Genomic DNA, 22,572 nt, shown 5'->3' with positions numbered 1-22,572 from the left:
GCTGAACGACAACAATCAATGGGGGAAGACGAGCATGAAGCTGGCGCGCGCGCTGCTGTTCGGGTTGATCGTCGCGGCGGGACTCGCCGCCAAACCGGGACCGGCGCTCGCCGCCTATCCGGACCGTCCCATCCGCTGGCTGATCGGCTTTGCCCCCGGCGGGCCCGTCGACATCGTCGCCCGCATCATGGCGCAGTGGCTGTCCGACCACCTGGGCCAGCAGGTCGTGGTCGAGAACCGCACCGGCTCGGGCGGCAACATCGCGGCCGCCGCCGCGATCAACTCGCCGCCCGACGGCTATACGCTGCTGTTCGTCGCGCCCAACAACGCGATCAGCACCTCGCTCTACAAGAAGCTGCCCTATGACTTCATCCGTGACACCGTGCCGGTCGCCAGCATCATGCAGCTCACCAACATGCTTGTGGTGAGCAACGACGTGCCGGCCAAGACCGTCAAGGAGTTCATCGACTACTGCAAGGCCAACCCGGGCAAGATCGCCTTCGCCTCCTCCGGCAACGGCACCTCGGTGCACATGGCGGCCGAGCTGTTCAAGGCGATGACCAAATGCGACATGCTGCACGTGCCCTATCGCGGCTCGGCGCTGGCCTTTCCCGATATCATCTCCAACAAGGTGCAGTTGATTTTCGACAACCTCCCGACGGCGCTGGAACAGTCGCGCGGCGGCAGCGTCCGCGCACTCGGCGTCACCTCGCCGCAGCGCTGGCCGACGGTGCCGGACGTGCCCGCGATCGCCGAGACCGTGCCGGGCTACGAATCGGTCGGCTTCTACGGCATCTCGGCGCCCAAGGGCACGCCGCCCGACATCGTCGAGATCCTCAACAAGGCGGTCGGCGAGGCGCTGAAGGACCCCAAGCTGGTGGCGCGTCTCACCGAGACCGGCGGCATCCCGCGCGCGATGACACCGGCGGAGTTCGGCAAGCTGGTCGTCGACGAGACCGAGAAGTGGCGCAAGGTGGTGGAATTCGCCGGGGTTTCGGTGGACTAGCGTCGCGGCGCGCCTGGACGGTCCGGCGTCGACGGAAGCGCGCCAAAACAATCGGGCAGCGGCATTGCCGGATGGCTGGCCAGGCTGTAAACGGAGCCCGAGCCGTCGTTGGGGTTCCGACGCCGCGCCGGACAGGCCCGCTCCTGCCCGCCGCCGGCAAGACCTCAGCGTCGCGGGGCCTGTAGCTCAATGGTTAGAGCCGACCGCTCATAACGGTCTGGTTGCAGGTTCGAGTCCTGCCGGGCCCACCAGCGATTTCAACGACTTGCTGGCTTGGATTTTGTCACGACTGCCTCGCCGCACCAGAAACCGCACCAGATACGTCCACTTTTCGTTCGTGTGGAAGCCGCAAGGCTCAGCATCCACTGGCTCACGCCAGCGGCGGTACGGCTCAACGATGTAAGAGACGCTTGGCACCAGGGACGCTGCCCTGCCACCGGCCGTATGGTTCAAGCGCAAATGAGCCCGAGCAAGCCCCGCCGCCGAGGCCACCTGACTCGAATGACACAACACTATCCACGCGATGTCGGCTCTTTGCGGCGCTCAGGACCGCGACACGTTCATTCCGACTTCGTCCGTTGCAACGCAATCACCTTCCCGGCCGCCATCACCGTTTGCCTGGCAACGGGCTCGCGCTTCGCGATTTTCTCGACAGCGTCGGACAGATAGTCCGGGTGATGGTGACCGTAGGTGTTCAGCAGAACCTCGAGCGACATGCCGAGATAGCCCGCGGCCTGCCATGGGTCCGCACCGCGCTGCATCAGCCACGTTGCCGCCGTGTGCCTGAGCGTGTGGGGCGATATTCCAGGGCCGAGCTCGGCGAGCTTTACAGCGCTCTTGAAGGCGGTTTTGACCGAAGCCACCGGCTTGCCATTGAACTCGACGAAATGCTTGGCCTCCGGATCGATACGGTGCCAGCGCCGCAAGTGGGTCAGCAGGCGCGAAGGGATCGGAACCGTCGGCTGCCGCTTGTTCGTCTTCGCCATACCCTGCTTCTGGCGATAGTAGCGGCCCCGCTCCAGATCCACATAGGAGCGCCCGACCGCCGGCATTGGGGACGCTGACGCGATGGCTCCTGCGCGCGTCCCGCTGTATATCCCAATCAGAATGAAGCGAGACAGATGTCTCAGCGGACGTTTCGCTGTCGGCGCCTTGACGTCGTCCTCGGGGCGGCGAGACGACTTCTGCCTTTCGCGGTAACGCCAGCACGTCCAGATCAGCTTGGCAGCCTCGCTGCGCGTGAGCCACCGGTCCCGGGGCTGCCCTTTGTCGGGCAACGAGACCTTGACGATCTCCCGATGAAATCCCTCAGATGCATGATGGCCGATGGCGGCGCGCAGATCCTCCAGATCGCGCCGGGCACCGCCCCGATTGGAACGCTTCTTCCTGTACGCGCGACATTCCTCGCCGTTGACCTCGCCAAGAGTTTTAGCGCCCCACCAGTCGTTCAATCGTTCGATCCGCTTCTTGAACTTCCGGATCGCGGGTACGGTGTCCTCAGCCTCACCGTCCACCGCGAAGCGATCCCGAAGCTTTTGGAGCTGCGCATCGATGTAGATCGAAAGGACGTCTGCGATCGGGATATCGTCGATATGCCGCACGCGTCGCTTCGGCGTATATTTGGACGCTATGTACTCCTCGAGCTTCTTCTCGGCTGCTGCAACCTCATCCGCAGCGCAGCCTGTGCCGACATCCCGACCGTTGTCTCTGATGATCCAGGTCGCACGATGGGTGATCTTTCCGCGCTTGTCGCGGCGGGCGGCCTTAAGCTGGAGTCGAGCTCCCTTGCTTCGTCGCGGCATAGCTCTCGCATCCGTTCAATGTGAGCCAGCGTCGTAAATTCCTTGCCGGCAATCCTCTCGATGACCAGGCGCTTCCGGTCGCGCTCACGTCGCAAGCCTGCAACGGTCATACCGCCCATAGGAAACGCAATCTTCACGGCATCCGCAAGGCGAAGCGGGGTATCCCGTGTAATGGCGGGCTGCGTTTGAGCTGCGATCGATGAATTCACGTCTCTCGACTCTTGTGCGACGTGCGATCATTGAATCAATCATCATCCAACAACAGTTCTCTTGCCCACTTGTAGGACGAATGCGTAGGATTGCGTACAATCGCGTAGAATGGGTGGGAGATCAACGAGGAAAAACGGCTTCGCCTGCTCCGAGGCGTCCGCAGCTTCTCAGCGCTTTCCCAAAAGCGCCGATCACTTGCGGCGACTGCCACGCAGCAAGTGTCGGTATCTGTTCCGTAGCTCCATCATCGTCAATCGATCGAGCTCACCCCGCTTGTAGCGCTGGCGCAGCTCGTCCCGAGCTTGGTCCGGGATCGCGACAATCAACTCCCAACCTTCAGCAGCGTCGTCGAAAAGCTGGACAATCCCCGGATCAAGGCGAGCGTCATCCTGGAGCTCGGCCATCTGATCGCGCATCACGCCGATGGTTTCCGGCCGACCCTCAAGAGGGAGGCCCGCCGGCAATGCAGATCTGTTTTTATATAGTTCTTTATAGGCAGGTCCCTCAGGGCCCCGCGGTGAGTCTTTATACGCAGGTCCCTTTTGGACCCGCGGAGCCGCAGGTCCCTTTCGACCCCGCGGACGCGCCGACTTATCCACAGGCGCAGGCACGTCTCGGACGACGTAATCAATCTCACCGAACCGATGTCCGTCGACAATTCGTTGCGCTTCGCGTGTGACGTAGCCAGCGTCGATCAACTCGCGGAAAATGCGCTGCAGCTTCTTGCGGCCGACCAGGAGGGTTCGCCCGATATGATCGAGGCGGACATGCCATTTGTGGGGGCGTGACAAGAGATAGCCGAGAACGCCCTTGGCCTCGACAGAGAGGCGGGGATCCGCGAAGACCGCGTTCGGGACGATGGTGAACTGCGCCTTGTGCTCCCGACGGACGATCGTCACTGGCGGGTGACCGTCCAGGTGACCCCATGCAGACCGTTGCGAACTTCAGCCGGCCGACGGCCCAATTGCCCTACGCGAAGGCGCGCGAGGCTCTCACGAGCATACGCGCGGTTCGGGCGCTTGCAGGACCTCGCATTCGTCGGAGCGCGCAACTCGCTCTGGCAATGGCTGCACGACGACATAGGTCGATTGTGCCACAGCAACTCCGAGCTCGCATATCGCCGATTCTTCGCTGTGCTACGCCGCTATGCGATCGACAAGTCGCGGGGGTCCGGGAGACGTAAGGGCGTCACCACAATGAGCGTCGCCAGTGCGAGGCTGTGGACCGCATGCTGTCCCCCAAACCGGCCGCCCCTGCTAAGCCGACGGTCCCTCAGAGAGACCGGCTCCCCTACTCTTCCAGGCCTTCTCCCACTCGATCAGTGCCGATTGTGAAGTGATAGGACTGACTCGAGGCCGCGTTCTGTATCGCTAGAGCTCACAATGCGGGGCTCGCCGCCCTCGGCCGCCTGCGCCGCCTTGACGAGACGCCTGACCTGCCGTGCCGTGCCGGCCAGGGCACGTCCCTGGATCTCCCGGAGCTCCTCGTCAGTCGCCGCAATGATATCATCGCTGAGCGCCTGGAGCAGGCGCGCAAGTTCTAGACGGGGGTGCCAACGTGTCATGGCGTGCTCCAATTCCGCTGGTGCCGGAGCAGCGCGCGCCGCATTCGCCGCCGCGCAGTATCGTAATCGATATCCGAGATGCCATACGCCCGGCAGATGTCCCTGGCCGTGAGGCCGTTGGCCAGCCCGTCGATGATCTGCAACACGACTGGATCTCCTGCAAACAGCCGGAACACCTCGGCGAGCCCTGCGACCGCCACAGCCATGCGTTCGGGATCGGCCAATTCGTCAACGGGATCGCTCGGGACGCCGTGCTGGCCGGGATCATCGCGGCTGACCAGTAGCCGTTTCTCGCTCCAAACGCGCCGCCAATAATCGTCGCAGAGGCTGCGCATGACGCCGGACAGGAAAGCCAGGATTGGCACGCCCATCGGCCAGACCCGCGATCCGTCGAGAACGCGGAGGGTGGCCTCATGCAGCACGTCGGTCCAGCCGATCCCTCCGGGCAGCCCGCGGCTCCACAATTGCGCCAGAGCTTTCAGCCGCACCAGATCGGTCTCGGACAAGGCCTCGATCGCCGCCGCTGCATCGGCGACGGTGCGACCGGCGTTTGAGCCAACTCCAGGGGTGCCAATCGATCGTTCCATCACCCCTATTATGCGGCCGAGTAGATACGTTGCGGACACCCTCGGGAAAAATTTTGGGCCGTGTCCGCGCTACCGATCCGCGATCCGCATCCTCTCCATGACGAGAGGAGCGAACCGTGGATCAGATCGCAAAAGCCCGCCGCTGGTATGCCGAGGACCTACGCTGCAAGACGCCAATTCTGCGCAACCCACACATAGTCGAGGCCTTCGGCGCCGTCCCGCGAGAGGCGTTCGTCGGCCCAGGTCCTTGGTGGATCATACCCTACCCCCACCCGGAGCCGTTCATCACCCCGGACGACGATCCGAGTTGGCTCTATCACGACGTCCTGGTCTCGATCGACCCGGGCCGGAAGCTCAACAATGGGATGCCGAGCTTTTGGGCGCGCAATTTCGAGCACCTCGATATCGCCCGAGGTGAACGGGTACTACAGATCGGAGCGGGCCGCGGCTACTATTCGGCCGTGCTCGCCGAAATCGTCGGGCCCACCGGGCGGGTAACGGCGGTCGAAGTCGACCCGGCTCTCGCCGCTCGAGCCCACGCCAACCTCAACGGCTGGCCGCAGGTCCAGGTGATCTCGGGCGACGGCCGGGATTTCCATGCCGGCGCGAGCGACCATAACGTCGTGATCGTGTTCGCAGGCTGCACGCACCCCGCTCCGCAATGGCTGGATGGCCTCGCCGACAACGGTCGGCTGCTGCTCCCGCTGACCAGCGAAGATTGGTCCGGCTTCCTGCTGCGCGTGGTCCGCCGCGGTGCCTCCTTCGAAGCCGCGTCGATCGGCGGAGTCAGCATCTACTCCTGTATAAACGGCCGCGATGAGGACGCTGGCGGCCGGCTGAAGAGCGCCCTCGCGAACTCGCCGATGATGAATGTTCCGATCCAAGCACTCCACCGTGGCTTTCCATCATCCGCCGAGTCCGAACGGGTCTGGTACCAGGCACCTGGTTTCTGGCTGGAGCGACAGGGATCGGAGGTCAATGCGAACACACAGCAGGCCGAAGGCGGCAACAACGACACCGCCTGATGCGCGATCCGATTCATCGTCTAAGACAGCCTTCCCCCAGCCCTGGGTGGAATGCGTCAGCGCAGACTCGCAGGCGCCAAGGCCGCAATACGGCTTCATCCGCCGGCGCAGACCGCGTAGCGGATTCTGCCCTTGGCGCGGAATGATCCGAGTCTTCGCCAGAGTTCGCTACAGCACGAGCAGTGCTGAAATGATCTTTGAGTTTGCTGGGAAAACTCTCAATCGCGGCACGCCCTCCGACCGACCGGCACGGTTGAACGCAAGCCAAGTCAATGGCTTGCTGTTCGACCGGCGAGCCGCTTTTATCTTGCGATCGACCGTCGGCAGGTAACCGTCCGGTCTCTGCACGCCTTCCCCCTCGTGTGTTGTCGTTCCATTTCGGTCTCTCTGCTACTGTGGAGAATTTCCGGTGGGATCCAAACATTTCGAGAACAAAGCGCGCCGCGAGTGGTGGTCGCTGCACATCGAAGCGTGGCGTCGGAGCGGTCTCGGGATCCGCAAATACTGCCAGCAACAACGTCTGACCGAGAACACGTTGCGGCGTTGGCTGAAGCGGCTGGCCGGCAACGAGACTGCGCTTAAGCTCGAGAAATATCAGACGGAATTGCGCCGCGAGCGCGCCCGGGAAGAGCGAAGAAAGGCGCTCCGAAAGCAGAAGCAGCGCAGGTTCACGGTCACCTCGGATGTGCGCAATCGGGCGTCCCAGGCATTCTGGGCGATGCATGTCGAGGCACTGAACTGGAGCGGAATGGAGCTCCGCGCCTACGCTGCGGCGATGCAGTTGTCGCCGCATTCGCTGCGCAAATGGCGCGACCGACTGGCCACCGGCGAGGTCACGATCGACTGGCGCGCCCATCTTCATCCCTCCGCCCGTCCGGCCGTTAGCACTAGTGCTAGGAACTCACAGCCCGAACGCCGCTTGACGGCTGCCGAAATCGGCGATCCGGCAGCGCCGCCGGCACCGGTTCGACGCTTTCTTCAGCGGCGAGGAAACGCTCGGGATCGCCAGGGAAACCGAGCTACCAGGCGCAAGGTCTCTGCCCTCGCGCGCAAGCACGGCATCGTCACCAGGCTGCTGTTCCGCTGGCGCGCGCAGTTCGGCATCGCGAATAAGAAACGCTCCAAGCTCGCCGTGTCGTGTTGCCCAATCATCAAACAGCTGCAGCGAATGCAGTTCGGACGCAGCTCCGAGCGCTTCGATCCCGACCAGCTTACGCTCGGTCTTGAGGACCTTGACAGCGACATCGGCCGCGTCGAGGAAGCGCAACCAAGGCTCGCTCCGGAAACCAAAGCACCACCGCGACGTCGCACGCTGCCAGATCACCTGCAGAGAAAAGATGTTCTCCTCGACGTCGACAGCAGACTCTGCAGCTGCTGTGGAGGTACTCTTCATATGATCGGCGAGAGTGTCAGTGAGATGCTGGATTGGGTCCCGGCGCAGCTTCGCGTCGTGCGCACTACCCCGTCCGAAGTACGCCTGCCGAGCCGGCAACAAGGTCGTGCAAGCCGGCGCGCCGGACTGGTTGATCGCTGGCGGCCTGGCGCCCCCCGCGCTGCTCGCGCACGTGTTGATCAGCAAATACTGCGATCACCTTCCGCTCTATCGGCAGTCGCAGATCTTCCACCGTCATGGTATCGATCTCCGCCGCTCGACGCTGACTGGCTGGGCTGGTGGTGCATGCTGGTGGCTCGAGGCTTTGCACGAGCGACTTTGCAAGAACGTGTTCGCCTCCAACCATCTGTTCGCCGATGACACGCCGATCCCAGTACTCGATCCTGGCCGCGGACGAACCAAGACGGGGGCGGCTCTGGATCTATGCCCGCGAGCAACGGCCGTGGAGCGGACCCGAACCTCCGGCAGCCATCTATCTGTTCGCGCCGGACCGCAAAGCCGAACGTCCAGCCGCACATCTTGCTGCCTTCAAGGGCATCCTGCATGTCGATGGATACGCTGGCTTCGAGCAGCGGGCCGATAAGGAGGGCATCACGCTCGCAGCGTGCTGGAGCCACACGCGACGCAGGTTCTACGACGTGATCTCCGCGGTCACGTCGACACTGTTCCCGGTATCGAGGGGCCGTCGAGCACAGTGAATTGCCGGAAGTCTCGATCGGCACGTTCATGAAGAAGTTCAGGTTGCAGACGACGTCGCGCTTGCTCAGGCCGTACCGCGAACCGGAGTGATCGAATGTCCGATGACGAGCCTCAACGTTGGTCGTTGCCAGCTATTCATAAATTTGTAATAGTGGGGTACGGAGGTCCGGAGCGAGGTCCGATGGAGTCCACCCAACTCTCAATTGTCCTGACCAAGCGCGATCGTTTCCTGAAGACGTTGCGCGACGAACTCGCTAAATTTGAAGCGCGAGAGAATGAATTCCTCCGGCAAGATCGCAAGCAGCGCGCCGCCGAGATGGGCCTTCCGCTGAGAGAGGCCGGGTCGGAATAAGCGAGCTAGACTGAAGCAGCTTCGCGCAGAGTGGAACCCAATTTTCGCGAAGACTCGACTCTGCAGCCCCCTGACGAGAGGCACTTGCGGCAGACATGTCGGGCGTGGAACGTCCGACGCCCGCTCAGCGTCGCCCCAAGCCCGAAGGAAACACCGCCGTAGGCCGATACGGCACGACCGAGCGTCCGAAATTGGCTCCATACTGCTGCCGTACCGCGGGAATGTTCACGGTGCCGACTTTGAGATCGGATGATCTCGCGTCGATCGGCGTCTGGTTTTCGGCGGGGTTCACGGCGTCCACCTTGCGCCTGAGGCTCTCGTTGATGCAGCCGAACGTGCGAGGCTGTGCCGATGCATTGCCCGTGCAGCGCTCGGGTTTGTCGCCAGACGTCGCCATGCGACCACCCAGCACTGGAGCCGCGGCCGCGTCCCCTGATCCCGGCAACAGCGGACTCGCTGGCGGGCGATCAGGCAGGTCCACCGTCACCGGCGGAAGAAGTTGCGGCTCGGCAGCGATGGAAGGCCCGCTGACGAGGAGCAACATCACGGCAGGAACGGTTGTCATTGCCGGGATGGGCCATCGGCTCAAGAACAGCATGGGTTGTCACCTGCCCGCGCGCGCCTGCACGACTAGCGTGCTGAGTCTCGCATTGAGGGATGCCAAATCGACACGGCCGACCGTCGCCGGTCCGATGAGACAGCGGCGGCCACAGGCGCCTGCAGCGCGCACAACGCTGCTCGAACCGGCGCTGCCGGGCGCTCCGAAGGTCGCCGTCGGAACCTCGCCGGTCACGGCGAAGCCGCGGGCGGCGAGCTTGGCCCGCACCGCCAGGCAGTAGTTGACCGACAGATAGGAGAACCGCGTCTCGCCATGACCGGCGCGATATTTCATCGTGGCAGTACAGAGATCGCCGCCGGCGAGACGCCAAGCCTGGGCCAGGTAAAGCACACCATAGTGAATGTTGGTCTCGGGCACCGCGAGCTCGGCATTGCTACCGATAAACCCCAGCATCCGCGCCGTCGACGGCATGATCTGCATCAGGCCGATCTCGCCGGAGCCGCCGATCGCGTCGGGGTTGTAGCCGCTCTCCACGGCCATGACCGCCTCGGCAATCTCCGGCGCAAGTGTTGAGTTCCGAGCCTCCTTGGTGATCAACGCCCGATAGGTGCCGAGTGCGTCTGACTGACCTGCATTCGAAGACGTGCCGAGGGAAGGAGACGAGGATGATCCTGGCTTTGCGAGTGCAGAAGCCACTGGCGGCCTGGCGACAACGTTCAGCGTTGCTCCAGAGCCAGCATCACTCTCGCGAGTGGCGCGATCCTCCGCAGCCGGCTCCGCGTGCAACGGGACGGCCGAGACGGCCCCCGCCAGTGCAATCGCGACGGCTGCGAGCACACCCCTGCGGCGGTCGCACGGTATGGCCGCGTTTGGCCTACCAGGATCGATGCTCACGCTGTCCCCCATGCGCGCGCTACTGCACTGGACGAGCCGGACCCGCATCAGCGATGTGGCCGTTTGCGGACGCGGTCGTCGTCGCCATCTGGGCATCGTCGGCCTGCTTCGGCTTGGCAAGGGCTGAGATCTCCTCACGGAGGAAAGACACCAGCTGCTGCACGAGCTGATCCCAGATCTCGATCTGTCCGCGTACATGGTCCGGCGAAACGCCGCCCGCCAGGGAGATGTCCAGCGACAAAGCCAGGAAGGGCGGGCTGAATTGCAGGCGCGCAAAGCGGCGCGTCGCGTTCCAGCGATTGACGAGATCGAGCGGCATCTCACCCTGCACATGCAGGACCGCAGTCAGCGCGACATCGACGAAGACCTGCTCGTCGCCGGGCACCATATTGCCGGGACGAATGTCGAATGCGATCCCGTTGGTCGCGGACCGCAGATAGGACACGTTCGCGGCGGGATCGGTCAGTGTTTCGACGCGGTAGCCCGCGTGCTGGAACTGCTCGCGCAGCTGATCGAGGGGCAGCCTGTCGATGATGGTGTCGGACATCAGAAGCTCCGGCGAAGAAACGAGAGGACGGCCGGCGTGCCGGCAGCGCGAGAAGACATAGCGGCGCTATCTCGCCGCCGAGACCTGCTCGCTGAGCAGATTGGACAGCGCGAGCTCGTTGATGACAGGCGGATGCTGCTTCACGAGTTCGGCGAGATAGGCGCGCCGCAGCGCGCTCGCGCGCTCGTTGCGGATCTGCTGCACGAGCGCATCACGGACCTCGGGCAAAGTCCGCGTGTAGGACGCCTTGGTGTCCACCAGCTTGAGGATGTGCCAGCCATCGTCGAGCTTGATCGGCTCCGACACGGCGCCCTTGGCGAGCTCCATCACGCTGGTGCGGATCTCCGGCCGGATCTGGCTCTCGACGATCCAGCCCAAATCGCCGCCATTCTTGACCTCGCTGGTGTCGTTGGCGAGGGCCGCGAAATCGGCGCCCGGCGCTTTCAGCTTACGCTGAATGTCCTCGATCGTCTTCTTGCTCTTGTCCTCGGCCGCCTTGTCGGAATCCTTTGTCAGCGGCACGAAGATCTGCGCCAGCTGGAACTGGCGCGGCATCAGCAGGGCGGCACGGTTGGCATCATAGACCTTCTGCAGCTCGTCCTCGCTGGGAAAGCCGGCGGGAGGTGTCGACACCGACTGCAGATACAGCTCCACCACGGCGTTCTCGCGCACGCGGTCAAGCTGTTCGGCGATGTTCGGCTGCTGATCCCACTTCTTGGCGACGACCTCCTGCAGCACAATCCGATTGGCCAGCATCATGCGAACGGCCTGGCTGAGCAGGCCCGGATCCTGTCCGAACGCAGCGCGTTCGCGCGGCCCGAGCGCGGCGACATAGCCGCGGATCTCGTCGGCGGAGACGTTGGTGCCACCCACGCGCGCGATGACGTCATCGCCTCCCGTGCCCTTGCCGGATGCGACGCTCTGCACCGGCGTCGAGGCCGGAGGTTGCGCGGCCGTGGCCGCCACCGGTGCTGACGGCTTCGGCTTGACGGCCGGCGCAGCAGGACGCGGTGGGGCGGTCTGCGCCGAAGCCACCAAGGGGGCGCAGGCCAGCGCCGCGGCGAGCATGGAAACCTGGAACGATCGCAGCCGGACTGTGCTGCCGAACGATGAAGAGCTCATGGTGCTGCCTTCTGGTCGAGGATCTTGTCTTGGAGATCTTGGATCGCGTTCTGGATTTCGACCCGCCGAAAGCGGAGGACGGGCTCACGCGCCACGATTGTGTCGCCGATGGTGACACTTTGATAACGCTGCAGCAGATCCTGGCCGTGCTTGATCAGTTGCGTGTTCTTGGCAACACAGCTGTCGGTCGATGCCTTGTACGCTTTGGCGTCAGCCTCGAACTTGGCGCGCGCCGCGTCGCGATCGCGGGCGACGCTGGCCGCCTCCTCATAGGCGGCCTTCCATTTGTCCAGGGTCTCGTCGCGCTCCGCGAGGCGGCGGTTGAACTCCTCCGTCATCTCGCGCTCGCGCTTCTCGACCCTGCGGGTCTCGGCCTTCGCAGCCTCGATCTGGACCTTGGCGGCGGCCTTCTCCTTGTCGGCGTCGGCAAGCTTCGCCTGCAGCGCGGCGCGCTGGTCCTCCAACTGGCGCGTCTGCATGGTGGCCGCGCGCAACGCCTCGCGCAGCTTGTCGGCGTCGCTGTCGGCGGCGTATGCGAGGCTCACCTGCATGCAGGCGATAGCTGCGATGCTGTGGACGATCCAACGTTTGCGCATGGGTCAGAACTTCGCGTTAAGGTCGACGAGCAGCACGTCGACCGCGTAGGGCGCGCCCCCGATGCTATTGGCACTCATCCAGCGCAGCGAGGCCCAGACATTCGGGCTGAGACCGTAGCTGCCGCCGAGGAAATAGCCCTTGAGATTGGTGCCACCGAGACCAAAATCGGAATCGACGAACGCATCGAGCGTGGCGTCGGACTCCAAATATTTGTAGCCGGCGTGGACATTCCAGTCGCCGAGCTGCTTGATCTCCTTGTTGCCGACCGTAACACGTGTCATCCATCCTTTATCACCGCCATTGAACGGGCCGATGGTCTGTCCGTTCGACGTGGCTGCGCGATTGTTTAGCGCCATGCCGGGCGCCGTGATGCCGGTGCTTGCGGCGAGGCCGGTGCCGGCGGCAGTGAGCGCCCGATTAAAGGCCGTATTCCAGACGAACTCGCCATCGATCACGATGTGATAGGGATGAAAGTCGCCGAGATCGACCGATGCGCTCACCGTCAGCGGCCGGTATTTCTGCAGCAGACCGAAATATTGATAGAGACCCGTCGTGCCGTAATTATTCCAGGAGCCCACCTGGAAGTTGCGCAGCAAAGTGTAGGTGTTTCCCTTTTGGGCGAACAATGGCCGCGTCTGGTCCGTGTTGCAGACATCCGAGCTCGACTGAACGTAGCAAGGCTCGGAAGGCTGGCCCTGCACGTTCTCGAAATCGTAGAATGCAGCGGCGACCCGGAATTCGTGCAGTGGATCAAAACGCGACGCAAAGCCGCCCTGCGCGCCGAACAGCCACTTGTCGTGACTTGCAAACTTGGAGTCCAGCTGCGTCAGATTGGTACCAGCGTTGAAGTCGGTGTTGAAGATCGGAAAGGCGCCGATCACGCCGAACGGCGTGAAGCTCTCGGACACGCGATATTTGCCCTGTAGCGCAAAGCCGTCGAAACCGAGATCGCGATGCCAGACGAGATCGGTCGGCGACCAGAACGGATTATCGAAACGTCCGACCGACGCAACCAGGTCCCGGTCCCATGCCTGATAGGTCAGGTAACCCCGATCGAGCCACAGCCCGAACTTGGAAAAATTCGAACCACCGCCGCCCATTGTCTGGTTCGTCGAAACCGGAGAATTCGACTCTCCCGTGGCAATGCGGAGTCCAGCATAGAAGCCGTTAGTGAGATCCGCCTCCATTCCGAGGCGCGCGCGAAGCTTGACCTGGTTGCGGTTCTTGGAGGCGTTGTAAGTCGGCAGATTGTAGGCACTCGCCATGTCGTACGGAGAGCCTGTGTTCACGGTGTTGAAGTTGAACGCATCGAGCTGATCATTCCCGGTCGGGAAGAAGCTGCCCTGGTAGCGGGCACGAATATCCCCGTAGAAGCGGATGCGCTGCGCCCATTCCGGGTATTTGCCCGGAGACGCCCAGTTCTCGTGCTCGGCCTTCGCCATCACCTCGCGCTTGATGTCCTCACGCAGCTGCCGCTTGACGACTTCCGGCACGTAGGTGACGTGCCGCGTCCCGTTCGGCTCGGTCGCCGCCGCCGCGGCATTGGCAGCCTTGGCGGCTTCCTCGGCTCTGGTCGACGCGTTCTTCGCCGCCTGGCGCGCGATGTAGGCTTCGTCGTCGGCCTGCTTGATCAGCCCCGCCGCCTGGTCCTCGGTGAGGACGCCCTGCTTGACCAGGAGATGGACGAGATTGATCGTGGCGTTCGGCGAGGTCGGACGGGCATCGGACAATCTCGGTTTGGTCGAGCCCGACTTCTTCTCGGATGCTGTGGCCTGATCGGAAGTCTGGCCAAATGCCGGAGCGGCACTACCGGCCACCGCGAGCGAGGCGGCAATCAGAAGCGCACATCGGCGTGCATTTGGAAAAGTCTCGAACATCGTCCCCAGTCCTTTTAGTTCGTCGTGTTTGACGGAAATCAGCTCGGCCGGCTCGCCGTGACGCGTGTCACGATCGGCATCGGCATGTCCTTCGGCGGCGGTTGGCGCAGCGTCAGACTGCCGAGAACGTCGTCGCGCAGCGCCTGATCCAACGCAGCGTCCCCCGTTGACGAGAGCAGCTGGACGCGGCTGACGCGTCCGGAGCTGTCGGCCCAAAGGCTGATCTGCACTCTGATGACCGCCTTCTTGGTCTTGTCGTTGGCGCGCAGTGCCGCCTCGATCTGCTGCTGAATGATCGAGGCGTACCATCCCCAGCGGCTCCCGCCGCCGCCTCCGCCGCCGCCATAGGGGCTGCCGCCGGGCTTGCCGCCGAGACCGAACAGATCGCCGGGGCCGGTCGCCTTGGCGTCGAGCGACAGCGGGCCCGGCGGCTGATCGTCCTTGGCGTCCTTGACCGGCTTGTCCTGCGGCTTGTCGAGCGGCTTGTCCTCTTTGAATTCCGGCTCCGCCATCTTCTGCTGCTCGATCATCCTCTGCTCGACCGGCGGTGCCACCTTCGGGGGCGGAGGCGGTGGAGGCGGCGGCGTGATGTTGAGCAGCGTGATCTCGTGAACCTGACGCGGCGGAGGCGGCTGATCGCGCTGGGCGAGAACCCAATAGGCGACACCGCCCAACGGCAATGCGATCGCCATGATCTTTGCGGTCAGACTCAGCGACGAGCGCAACCGGCTTGGTTGGGCACCGGCTCGCGCCGGCTCGGCCGCTGCTTGACAGCCGCTCTCGAGCTTGCTCACGACAAGCTCCCGCCCGGCCTGGGCTCACCATGACGCTCGGCCATGTACTGCAGCACGAACTTCACCAGCGTTGTGAAATCCGGCGTTTCGAACGTGATCTTCGAATCCGGCGCGGCGGCGATCTTCAGGAGGAACGCCTCGGGCTGGTGCCGAAGCTCGACATAGGCGTCGCGATCGATCGACAATCGCGGCCGCGGACCGTGCGACATGGTCATCAGAAACGGGTCGCTCTCATCCTCTCCACTGACGTAGAGGCCGCGCAGTGTCGGCACCAGGCTGGCGAGCAGCGCTTCGCTCCGGACCGGAAACGGCAGCACAGCAGCAGACTCGTCGCATTCACTCAGCGCCGTCTCCCCTTCAGGCCGCGCTGGCAGCAATTGCATCCGCCGCCGCAGGATGAGCTCACGCATGTGCACGAGCACGCCAGCTTCAGGGCGATGCGAACCAGGCGGATGATGCGGAGGCCGTTTGCGCATGATCTGGTCCACCTCGATCACTTCACCAACGGCTTGGTCGCAAGCCCGACCTGGGTCAGGCCGATGCGGCCCAGCAGGTCGAGCACGTCCATCACGCTCTGATATTGCGCTTGCGCATCACCGCGCAGCACCACCGGAAATTCCGGCGTCAATGCCTTCTGCTGGATCAGGCGCTGCTCGAGCTCCGGCAAGGTCACCGGAATGGTGTCGAGGAAGATCTTGCCGTCGTTGGCCACGGTGATCGCCTTGGTCGTCTGCGTCGCGAGGCTCGGCGCCGCCGACGCTTTCGGCAGATTGACCTTCTGCCCCTGCACCGTCGCCGTCGTCATGATAATGAAGATGACGAGCAGCACGTAGGCGAGGTCCAACATCGGCGTGATGTTGATGTCGTCATAGGGCTTGGAGTCGGTATTGATCTGCATGGCGCTACTCCGCCGCCATGCGGCGCTCGACCGGATCCGGCTGATCCGCGGAATGAAGCTCCGCGAGCCGCGTCACCAATTCGTCGACGAACACCTGGATGTCGCCGGTGAGATCCTTGATCCGTGAGATGAGGTAGTTGTAGCCGAACAAGGCCGGGATCGCGACGCCGAGCCCCGCGACGGTGGCGACCAGCGCCGCGGCAATGCCGGGCGCGATGGCGTTGACGTTGACGTCACCGCTCGCCGCAATCGCAGCGAAGGTGATCATGACACCAACGACCGTTCCGAGCAGACCGAGGAACGGTCCTCCCGAGATCGCGATCGTCAACATCACCATGAGCCGGTTCAGGCGCTGGATCTCCCTGACGACGCCGCCGTCGAGAGCAGCACGGATCGCGGCCATCGACGTGGCGGAAAGGTAAGGCTGGGCGTTTCGGGCCGAACGTCGCTGGATCTCGTCGGCTGCAATGCGATAGATACGATAGAGCGACGATGACCGCAGCACGATCGTATCGCGCTTGCCGATGCCGCCCGCGAGCGACGCGACGGCCTCGGCATCACCACTGCCGAAGATGGCGAGGTCGAACTTCGGATCGCGATAGACCTTCAGGAAGCGCGCATTGGCCTTCGCCTGATGCCTCAAGTAAGAGGCGCGATCGAACATAACCATCCAGCTGATCGCGGCCATGACCAGCAGGATTCCGATCACCACCCATCCGTCGAGCGTGACCGACTTCAGAATGACCGCGAAATAGCCGGACAGCCAGCTTGCCGTCTCCTCGTCGACGCTGAACGTGACGAGCTTGCCTTGATCCAGCCCCTGACCGATCGCAGCGATGCGGATGAAACCTGCCGGGCGCGCGACCTTGCTGATCTGGATCTCGTCGACGTCGCCGACGAATCCCGCAAACGTCGGGCTCGCCGCGACGGTAGCATCATTGGTACTTTCCGGCACACCATTCGCATCCGCCGAGGCCGCATCACCGGGTGCCGCAGCGGAAGCCGGTTGAGCGGCAGCCTGGCTGGCCGCCGCGGCATCGCCGCCACCGATCTGCGCGGTGGTGTCGAGCTCTGGCAGACTCGCATCAAGCGCTGCGTAGGCATTGCCGTCGAGATAGAGCGAGATCCTGCCGCCGGCTGCAACGACGGCCAGATGATGCCAGCTCGCCGGAGCGATCGCCGCACCTGCCGAAGTCCGCTGCGCGGAGCCGGCATTGGTCATCTCTACGAATGGCGCGCCATTGTCGAGGCCGATCACGATGCCGCTGCCGCCGTTGCGGCGGCTGAACAGCGCTGCATTGGGCTGCAGCGTCGCCGGCTTGATCCACAGCGAGAACGTCCAGCCGGCATCGGCGGCCGTCGCCAGCGACGATGATGACGGCAGCATGAGAGGCGTGCGCCCGTCCAGCCGAAGGCCCGTCCCGATCAGGGAGCCCTCCGCCGGTTGTCCGACGCTTTGCGCGTTGTTGCCCCAGACCGTGGAGTCCAACGCAGGCGTGCCCCGCTCCGCCAGATGGTACACGAGGGCAAAATCGGGATCGTAGCTGCCCTTGGCATCCGCAGCAGGCACAGCTTTTTTGTTGCCGTAGTAGAGCCAGATCTCCGTCTTGGCGCCCGACGGCAGGCTCGGCACCGAGACCCAGACCAGCGCTTCGCCCAGGAGCGCGTCATATTTTTCGATGTGGTGCTTCAGCGGGGTCTTGTCGTCGCCGGCGACGAAACGGAGATCGCTGCCGTCGTCCTTGGTAGCGCTGAACCGGAAGTTGCCGGGATGCAGCCTCACCAGGACAGGCGTCGTGCCGATCGGATCGGTGATGTTGGCGCCGGCAGCACTCGCATCGATGCCGATCTTCTTGCGCAGCTGCCACTCGTCGTTCCACCAGGCACTTGCCGGCGACGACAGAATCGCCAATGCGGCGACCACACCGAACAGCCTCGCGGCGACGCGCTTCGCAACTCTCCCACAGCAGCTCGCTCGCCTGTCCTCGCGTTCCATGATCATCAGAATTCGCCCCAGAGCCGGACATTGAGGCGCGGATTGCCCGCGCGGGTATAGGTTTGGTTGGTCATCGGGACCGACAGCGCGAACACACCATTGAATGCGTTGAACATCTTGAAGCGGGTGCCGACGCCATAGCTCCAGAGGTCCGTTTGCGACGTCTGATCCGGCAGCGTGCGCTGGGTGTGAACCAGACCGGCATCGGCAAACAGGAACAGCCGCGTCTCGTTGAAGGTGGTAAAGCGCGGCGCGCCCTGCCCGGTCTCGTCCTTCATCTGCTTCTGCAGCATCGCGCCGATGTCGGGGCTGCGCAGTTCGATATTGCCGATGATGCCGTCGTCGCCCAGTGCTTCCGATTCCAGATAGCCGCGCACGGTGTCGAGGCCGCCGGCGCTGATCTGCTCGCTCGAGACCAGTGGCCCATCCGCCTTCTGTCCCTGCAGCCTGCCCCAAAGCAGATAGCCTTCGGGCAGCTCCTGGGTGTGCGAAACGTCGACGTTCACATGCGTGAAGCTCGCGGACGCCGCATAGCGCTTGTTGTCGAACGCGACATGATCACTCGACAGCGGCCGCAGATTGGACGTCAGCGATGCGTTGAACTGCGTCGTAAACTTCTCGCCCTGGAAGGTTGCCGTATAGCTGGCCACGGCAGGGAAATACGTGACCGGGGACGCGAAACCGCCGCCGTTCAGGGAGACGAGCTGGAAGAAATGCTTGTAGTCGACGCCGGCCGACAGCGTCTGCGTGAACCCATCGCGGCCCGGCAGCGTCATGACCGCACGCGTACCCACGATCTGGCCGGGGCCAACGATGTTAGTGCCGCCGACCGTGGCGACGTCGCTGTTCGACTTCACGGCGTAAGCCAGCAACGCCAGCCAATCGACCGGCAGGCGCGCCAGATAGGAGGCGGAAAACACTTCCGTGTCCTTCGGACGCTGCGGCGCGACCTGATAGCTGAGCGTCAGGGAGTGCCCGAGCTGCCAGAGATTGTCGTAGTGAACCGTGGCGATCGCCCTGGTCGCGGTCGTATCGCCGGAACGACGGTTGTTGACTTCGAGGCTGCCGTGAATCGGCGCCTTATCCTCGACGGTGAGGTCAACATCGACAGTTCCAGGCGCAACGCCGGCGCGCAGTGCCGGCGTCACCCGGCGATCCGGCCATTGGTTGAGCGCGTAGATATCCTTGGTGAGGTCGTTGAAGTTCGGGACGGTGCCCTCCTTGAGCGAAGGCGCCCCGTCCTTGATCTTGTCAGTATCGAAGTAGCGCGAGTTCTTGACGCGGAGCCGGCCGACCTTGAGCTCTCTCACCTTGAGAATGACGACCTTATTCGACGGATTCTGGGGTGGGACCTCGACCGAGACGGTCTGAAACCCCTTGTCGTGATAGGCCTTCTCCAGCGCCGCGCGCGCCTTCTCGACATCGTCTGCCGTCTTGTTCGGACCAAGGAAAGGATAGATAGCCTCTTCGAGGTCGACCTGTGCCAGCTTCTCGGCGCCTTGGACGGCGAAATCATCGATATCGAAGCGCTGTAGCGGACCAGCCGCCGGCTTGGCCAGGGCTGCGCCAGTCGGCGGCTGCTGTGCTGCCGCAGCCTCGGCCCGAACCGGCGCGACGCTGCCGCCTGCAAAAGCTGCCACCGACAGGAGCATGGCCACCGAGCCGATCCATGCCGGCCGCGAAGGCGAGCGCCTGCCACGCTCGTAACCAATTCTGACCCGCACGGACTTCCGCTCACCTTCGGGCACGCCCATGACGCCACGGCAGGAAGCCGCGAGCATGGTGCCTCAGCAGGAAAGACGACCGGCCCCTCAAGAGACTGAATCGGAATTTTAACGAATGCCGAGTTCGACCGAGCCGATTCGCAGACTGTCAATCCGTTCGCAGAACGACCGCGATGAGCCGCCGGGCAAGCGCCTCCGGCGTAGTCCGTGCGCTACATTTGTAGTTCTGAAGCTACGGCGATCCAGCGCCGTCACGCTCCGTGAGGAGATATCAGCTCAGCAGAACGAGACCGCCCGGCAGCGAGCGTGCCTTGGCTCCGAACAGGTTCTCGGCCTGGCTGATGAAATCATCCAGGCGGTCGAGATGAAACGTCCCGGAAATCATGCGCCGCCCGAGTTGCTCGTCCAGGACCACGATCTTGCCCGGGCGATAGCGGTTGATCTCGGTGACCAGGCGACTGACCGGCCAATCGCGCACGATCAGAAGGCCATTCTGCCAGGCCTTGGCCGTGTCGAGATCCAGCCGCGAGGTCGAGCCAAGCCCTTTGTCGCCCGAGTAGGAAATCTGCTGAGCTTTGACGAGCTTGACGACACGGCTCTTGCACGCAACATCGACGCTGCCGTCGAGACACGAGACGGTCACGAGACCATCGAGGCACTTCAGGTTGAAGTCGGCCTGCGACGCCGTAATCTGACCGCCTGCAGCATCGATGACGACCGGGTCCCGTGCGGTCGATCCGCACTGCACCGCGGTCTCTCCCGAAATGAGTTCGAACCGCCGTGGCCCATCCGCGGGTCGCAAGGCGATGCTGGTCTGGGTGTTGAGCACCAGGGAGGCGTCACTCGCCAGCGCAACGCTGCGCCGCTCGCCCTTGGCCGTCCGCATGTCGGCGGACAGTTCCTGCAGCGACGGCCAGAGATCCAACGGCGGACGGAGCGCCAGATAGCCGCCGGCCACTGAAGCTGCAGCCGCAATCGCTCCGCCGATCAGCGCGCGGCGGCCGAGACCAGCACGAGGCATCGGCTCCGGGCGCGAAGCTGCTTTGACGAACGCAGCATCGCCAGCGAGCTTGCGGGTGGCGTCGCCAAAGCCGCGCCATAGCGTGACCGCCTGCCGAAACGCGGCTTCGTGCTCAGGGCTTCGCTGTCGCCACGACGTCAACGCAGTAGCATCGTCCGAGGTTGCCTCCCCGGAATGAAGACGGATCACCCATGCCAAAGCCTGACGAAGGGTCTGATCCATGTCCGACTGGCTGTCGTCGCCTGCGATCAAGATGAGGCTCGCTCGTTTCGGCGGCCGAAGGACGGTTCCCTCATGGCAACGCCCTGCGGTCATCTGATAGACGATTCGTATAGCGCTGGACCGAAAGGGAAAATCGAATACTTCGCACGCGTCAATCTCGATATCGGCGGAGCCGCAGTTCTATCCGGGCGCTGGTGCACCGCTGAATAGCGTACAAAGCCGGAATGCAGCAAGCTCCCTTCTCGCTCGATCGCGCCGCGCTAGCTGCGATTGCTGGATTGAGAGACGGCGCGAGGACCGAATCGGCGGACCACCTTGCGCCCGAGCCGGCGGCCGAGATGCTCCATGGCATGCTGCAGATCGAATTCGACGGTGCGTACGTTGATGCTGAAACGCTGGGCGATCTCACGATGCGGCATCAACTCGAGGTGAGCACAGATGAAGACGTCGCGCTTTCGCGGCGGCAACTCCGCAAGCGCCTTTTCGAATTGTTCGAGTTCGAAGCGAGCCTCGACCTCGGCTGCAGGTCCCGGCCGCTCGTCGGGCAGAGCCATGATCGCTTCGATTTCCGAGGCGTTCAGCAGCCGGCGCTCGCTCTTGCGGTGATCCTTTGCCAAATTGAGCGCCATCCGGAACAGATAGTCGACGGGACTGCGAACGGGGATGGCATCGGAGACGCGATCCGCCCGTACGAAGGCTTCGTGAAGCGCCTCGCGCGCGACATCCGGCGAGCCGAGGCAGCGCGTCAGGCGGCGGGCCAGACTTTCATAGTCCGCCGCGAGCACATCACGCAGCGATTTGCTGTTCGAGTAGGACACCAACGCAGCCCCGTGACGCCGCCCGCATTTGCAGGCGGTTCTCAACCCCACTGTTGTACCTATCGGCGGAGAATGACAGTGACGTGACGACCAGAGATGGCGACGCCGTTGACCAACTACTGTGGCAGATCGAACGCGATCGTGTAGTCCAGGCTGAGCTGCCCGGGCAATTCCACCGGAATGCTCGGCAGCGGCTGCGCCCTCTTCACCGTGTCGACGGCGGCAGCGTCGAGAGAGGCAAAACCGGAACTCGACGCGATGCGGACGTTGGTGACCGTGCCGTCACGTCGCAGCGTGAGCACAAGGCCGACCTGTCCCTGGATGCGATCGCGCTGGGCACGTTCAGGATAATATTGAAAGCGGGCGATGTGCGACTTGACCGTGCGAACGAAGGTCATCGTCTTTTGGTCAGGCTTGGTCTGCTGGGCGGCCAGCGGCGAGCCAGGAACAGGCGCGTCCCAGGCCGGCGCGGCCGGCAGATGCGACAACACCAGGCCCGAAGCTGTTGAATCCCGGGTCGTCACGCTCTCGGACCCCGCCACGACTGCAGCAGCGACGACTTTCGGATCCTGAGCCGGAGCGCTGGCCGGAGACAAGGCCGGCGCGGTCGGTGTAACGGCCGGCCGCGCGGCATCAGCCGCCGGCGACGCGACGAGCCGCACCTGCATCACGTTGTCACTCGAGTGCATTCCGGTGCCGGTCGGCGTGTGACGCAGCCAATACACGCCGACGGCCAGAAGGGCTGGCACGGTCATCGCAACGGCTGCGAGCGAGCGCAGACCGATTGCCGGGGCCGCCGCACGCCAGTCGTGATGCTGCGACTCCTCATCAAGGTGCTTGGACCACCACGCGCTCTGCGCCATCG

At 63.8% G+C, this 22,572-nt stretch carries 20 protein-coding genes, 1 tRNA gene and 3 pseudogenes; 6 read left to right on the top strand and 18 right to left on the bottom strand.

Going from position 1 to position 22,572, the window contains the following annotated elements:
- Positions 1 to 34: 34 nt before the first annotated feature.
- Complete coding sequence (locus ACQR03_RS10395; protein WP_315750189.1) at positions 35 to 1,006, top strand: Bug family tripartite tricarboxylate transporter substrate binding protein; 972 nt, start codon at positions 35 to 37, stop codon at positions 1,004 to 1,006.
- 175 nt (positions 1,007 to 1,181) lie between these two features.
- A tRNA-Ile gene (locus ACQR03_RS10390) sits at positions 1,182 to 1,257 on the top strand.
- A gap of 309 nt (positions 1,258 to 1,566) precedes the next feature.
- Here ACQR03_RS10390 and ACQR03_RS10385 read toward each other — a convergent pair.
- The 3 genes from ACQR03_RS10385 to ACQR03_RS10375 form a co-directional block, all read right to left on the bottom strand.
- Positions 1,567 to 2,808 (bottom strand): tyrosine-type recombinase/integrase, encoded by a 1,242-nt coding sequence (locus ACQR03_RS10385; RefSeq protein ID WP_315810715.1) that lies wholly within the window; start codon positions 2,806 to 2,808, stop codon positions 1,567 to 1,569.
- A 401-nt stretch (positions 2,809 to 3,209) separates the two neighbouring features.
- Complete coding sequence (locus tag ACQR03_RS10380) at positions 3,210 to 3,917, bottom strand: hypothetical protein (protein WP_315717971.1); 708 nt, start codon at positions 3,915 to 3,917, stop codon at positions 3,210 to 3,212.
- 661 nt (positions 3,918 to 4,578) lie between these two features.
- Positions 4,579 to 5,208, bottom strand: a complete 630-nt coding sequence (locus ACQR03_RS10375; RefSeq protein WP_315717970.1) for an RNA polymerase sigma factor — start codon at positions 5,206 to 5,208, stop codon at positions 4,579 to 4,581.
- A gap of 77 nt (positions 5,209 to 5,285) precedes the next feature.
- Here ACQR03_RS10375 and ACQR03_RS10370 point away from each other — a divergent pair, with 77 nt between their 5' ends.
- From ACQR03_RS10370 to tnpC, 3 genes and pseudogenes are all read left to right on the top strand, one after another.
- On the top strand, positions 5,286 to 6,194 hold the full coding sequence (locus tag ACQR03_RS10370) for a protein-L-isoaspartate O-methyltransferase family protein (RefSeq protein WP_315717969.1): 909 nt from the start codon (positions 5,286 to 5,288) through the stop codon (positions 6,192 to 6,194).
- Positions 6,195 to 6,603: 409 nt separating this feature from the next.
- Positions 6,604 to 6,717, top strand: a pseudogene (gene tnpA, locus ACQR03_RS10365) (IS66 family insertion sequence element accessory protein TnpA); the annotation flags it as partial.
- A 627-nt stretch (positions 6,718 to 7,344) separates the two neighbouring features.
- Positions 7,345 to 8,237 (top strand): annotated as a pseudogene (gene tnpC, locus ACQR03_RS10360) (IS66 family transposase); the annotation flags it as partial.
- A 16-nt stretch (positions 8,238 to 8,253) separates the two neighbouring features.
- Here the strand turns inward: tnpC and ACQR03_RS10355 are convergent.
- Positions 8,254 to 8,363: pseudogene (locus ACQR03_RS10355) on the bottom strand (DUF1989 domain-containing protein); the annotation flags it as partial.
- Between the two features lie 104 nt (positions 8,364 to 8,467).
- Here ACQR03_RS10355 and ACQR03_RS10350 point away from each other — a divergent pair.
- Positions 8,468 to 8,638: a hypothetical protein gene (locus ACQR03_RS10350; RefSeq protein ID WP_315718492.1), complete on the top strand. Its 171-nt coding sequence runs from the start codon at positions 8,468 to 8,470 to the stop codon at positions 8,636 to 8,638.
- 124 nt (positions 8,639 to 8,762) lie between these two features.
- Here the strand turns inward: ACQR03_RS10350 and ACQR03_RS10345 are convergent, their stop codons facing one another.
- From ACQR03_RS10345 to ACQR03_RS10280, 14 genes are all read right to left on the bottom strand, one after another.
- Positions 8,763 to 9,236, bottom strand: a complete 474-nt coding sequence (locus ACQR03_RS10345) for a hypothetical protein (protein ID WP_315718491.1) — start codon at positions 9,234 to 9,236, stop codon at positions 8,763 to 8,765.
- A gap of 6 nt (positions 9,237 to 9,242) precedes the next feature.
- Positions 9,243 to 10,103, bottom strand: a complete 861-nt coding sequence (locus tag ACQR03_RS10340) for a lytic transglycosylase domain-containing protein (protein ID WP_409998037.1) — start codon at positions 10,101 to 10,103, stop codon at positions 9,243 to 9,245.
- Between the two features lie 7 nt (positions 10,104 to 10,110).
- Entirely contained in the window at positions 10,111 to 10,638 is a 528-nt protein-coding gene (locus tag ACQR03_RS10335; RefSeq protein WP_315718490.1) for a YbjN domain-containing protein, read from the bottom strand.
- 66 nt (positions 10,639 to 10,704) lie between these two features.
- Entirely contained in the window at positions 10,705 to 11,760 is a 1,056-nt protein-coding gene (locus ACQR03_RS10330) for a peptidylprolyl isomerase (RefSeq protein ID WP_315718489.1), read from the bottom strand.
- Complete coding sequence (locus ACQR03_RS10325; RefSeq protein ID WP_315718488.1) at positions 11,757 to 12,356, bottom strand: hypothetical protein; 600 nt, start codon at positions 12,354 to 12,356, stop codon at positions 11,757 to 11,759. The genes ACQR03_RS10330 and ACQR03_RS10325 overlap by 4 nt, the downstream gene beginning before the upstream one ends.
- A gap of 3 nt (positions 12,357 to 12,359) precedes the next feature.
- The gene (locus ACQR03_RS10320) at positions 12,360 to 14,234 is read right to left on the bottom strand and encodes a putative porin (protein WP_315718487.1); all 1,875 of its coding nucleotides are present in this window, start codon (positions 14,232 to 14,234) and stop codon (positions 12,360 to 12,362) included.
- Between the two features lie 38 nt (positions 14,235 to 14,272).
- Positions 14,273 to 15,028: a TonB C-terminal domain-containing protein gene (locus ACQR03_RS10315; protein ID WP_315718486.1), complete on the bottom strand. Its 756-nt coding sequence runs from the start codon at positions 15,026 to 15,028 to the stop codon at positions 14,273 to 14,275.
- A complete protein-coding gene (locus tag ACQR03_RS10310; RefSeq protein ID WP_315718485.1) occupies positions 15,025 to 15,438 on the bottom strand; it encodes a hypothetical protein in 414 nt (137 codons plus the stop codon). The genes ACQR03_RS10315 and ACQR03_RS10310 overlap by 4 nt, the downstream gene beginning before the upstream one ends.
- Before the next feature lie 83 nt (positions 15,439 to 15,521).
- Positions 15,522 to 15,926, bottom strand: a complete 405-nt coding sequence (locus ACQR03_RS10305) for an ExbD/TolR family protein (RefSeq protein ID WP_315718484.1) — start codon at positions 15,924 to 15,926, stop codon at positions 15,522 to 15,524.
- Between the two features lie 4 nt (positions 15,927 to 15,930).
- Positions 15,931 to 17,928: a MotA/TolQ/ExbB proton channel family protein gene (locus ACQR03_RS10300; RefSeq protein ID WP_315718483.1), complete on the bottom strand. Its 1,998-nt coding sequence runs from the start codon at positions 17,926 to 17,928 to the stop codon at positions 15,931 to 15,933.
- A complete protein-coding gene (locus ACQR03_RS10295; protein WP_315718495.1) occupies positions 17,928 to 19,574 on the bottom strand; it encodes a ShlB/FhaC/HecB family hemolysin secretion/activation protein in 1,647 nt (548 codons plus the stop codon). The genes ACQR03_RS10300 and ACQR03_RS10295 overlap by 1 nt, the downstream gene beginning before the upstream one ends.
- Before the next feature lie 343 nt (positions 19,575 to 19,917).
- Positions 19,918 to 20,889 carry a FecR family protein gene (locus tag ACQR03_RS10290; RefSeq protein WP_315718494.1) on the bottom strand — a complete coding sequence of 324 codons (972 nt, stop codon included), beginning with the start codon at positions 20,887 to 20,889 and terminating at the stop codon, positions 19,918 to 19,920.
- A 260-nt stretch (positions 20,890 to 21,149) separates the two neighbouring features.
- Positions 21,150 to 21,707: an RNA polymerase sigma factor gene (locus tag ACQR03_RS10285; protein WP_315718482.1), complete on the bottom strand. Its 558-nt coding sequence runs from the start codon at positions 21,705 to 21,707 to the stop codon at positions 21,150 to 21,152.
- A gap of 116 nt (positions 21,708 to 21,823) precedes the next feature.
- The gene (locus ACQR03_RS10280) at positions 21,824 to 22,570 is read right to left on the bottom strand and encodes an energy transducer TonB (RefSeq protein WP_315718481.1); all 747 of its coding nucleotides are present in this window, start codon (positions 22,568 to 22,570) and stop codon (positions 21,824 to 21,826) included.
- Positions 22,571 to 22,572 lie beyond the last annotated feature (2 nt).

Source organism: Bradyrhizobium sp. HKCCYLS3070 (genome assembly GCF_051167575.1).
In the GTDB taxonomy this organism is placed as follows: Bacteria; Pseudomonadota; Alphaproteobacteria; order Rhizobiales; family Xanthobacteraceae; genus Bradyrhizobium.
This window is presented reverse-complemented; position numbering and strand designations above follow the sequence as displayed.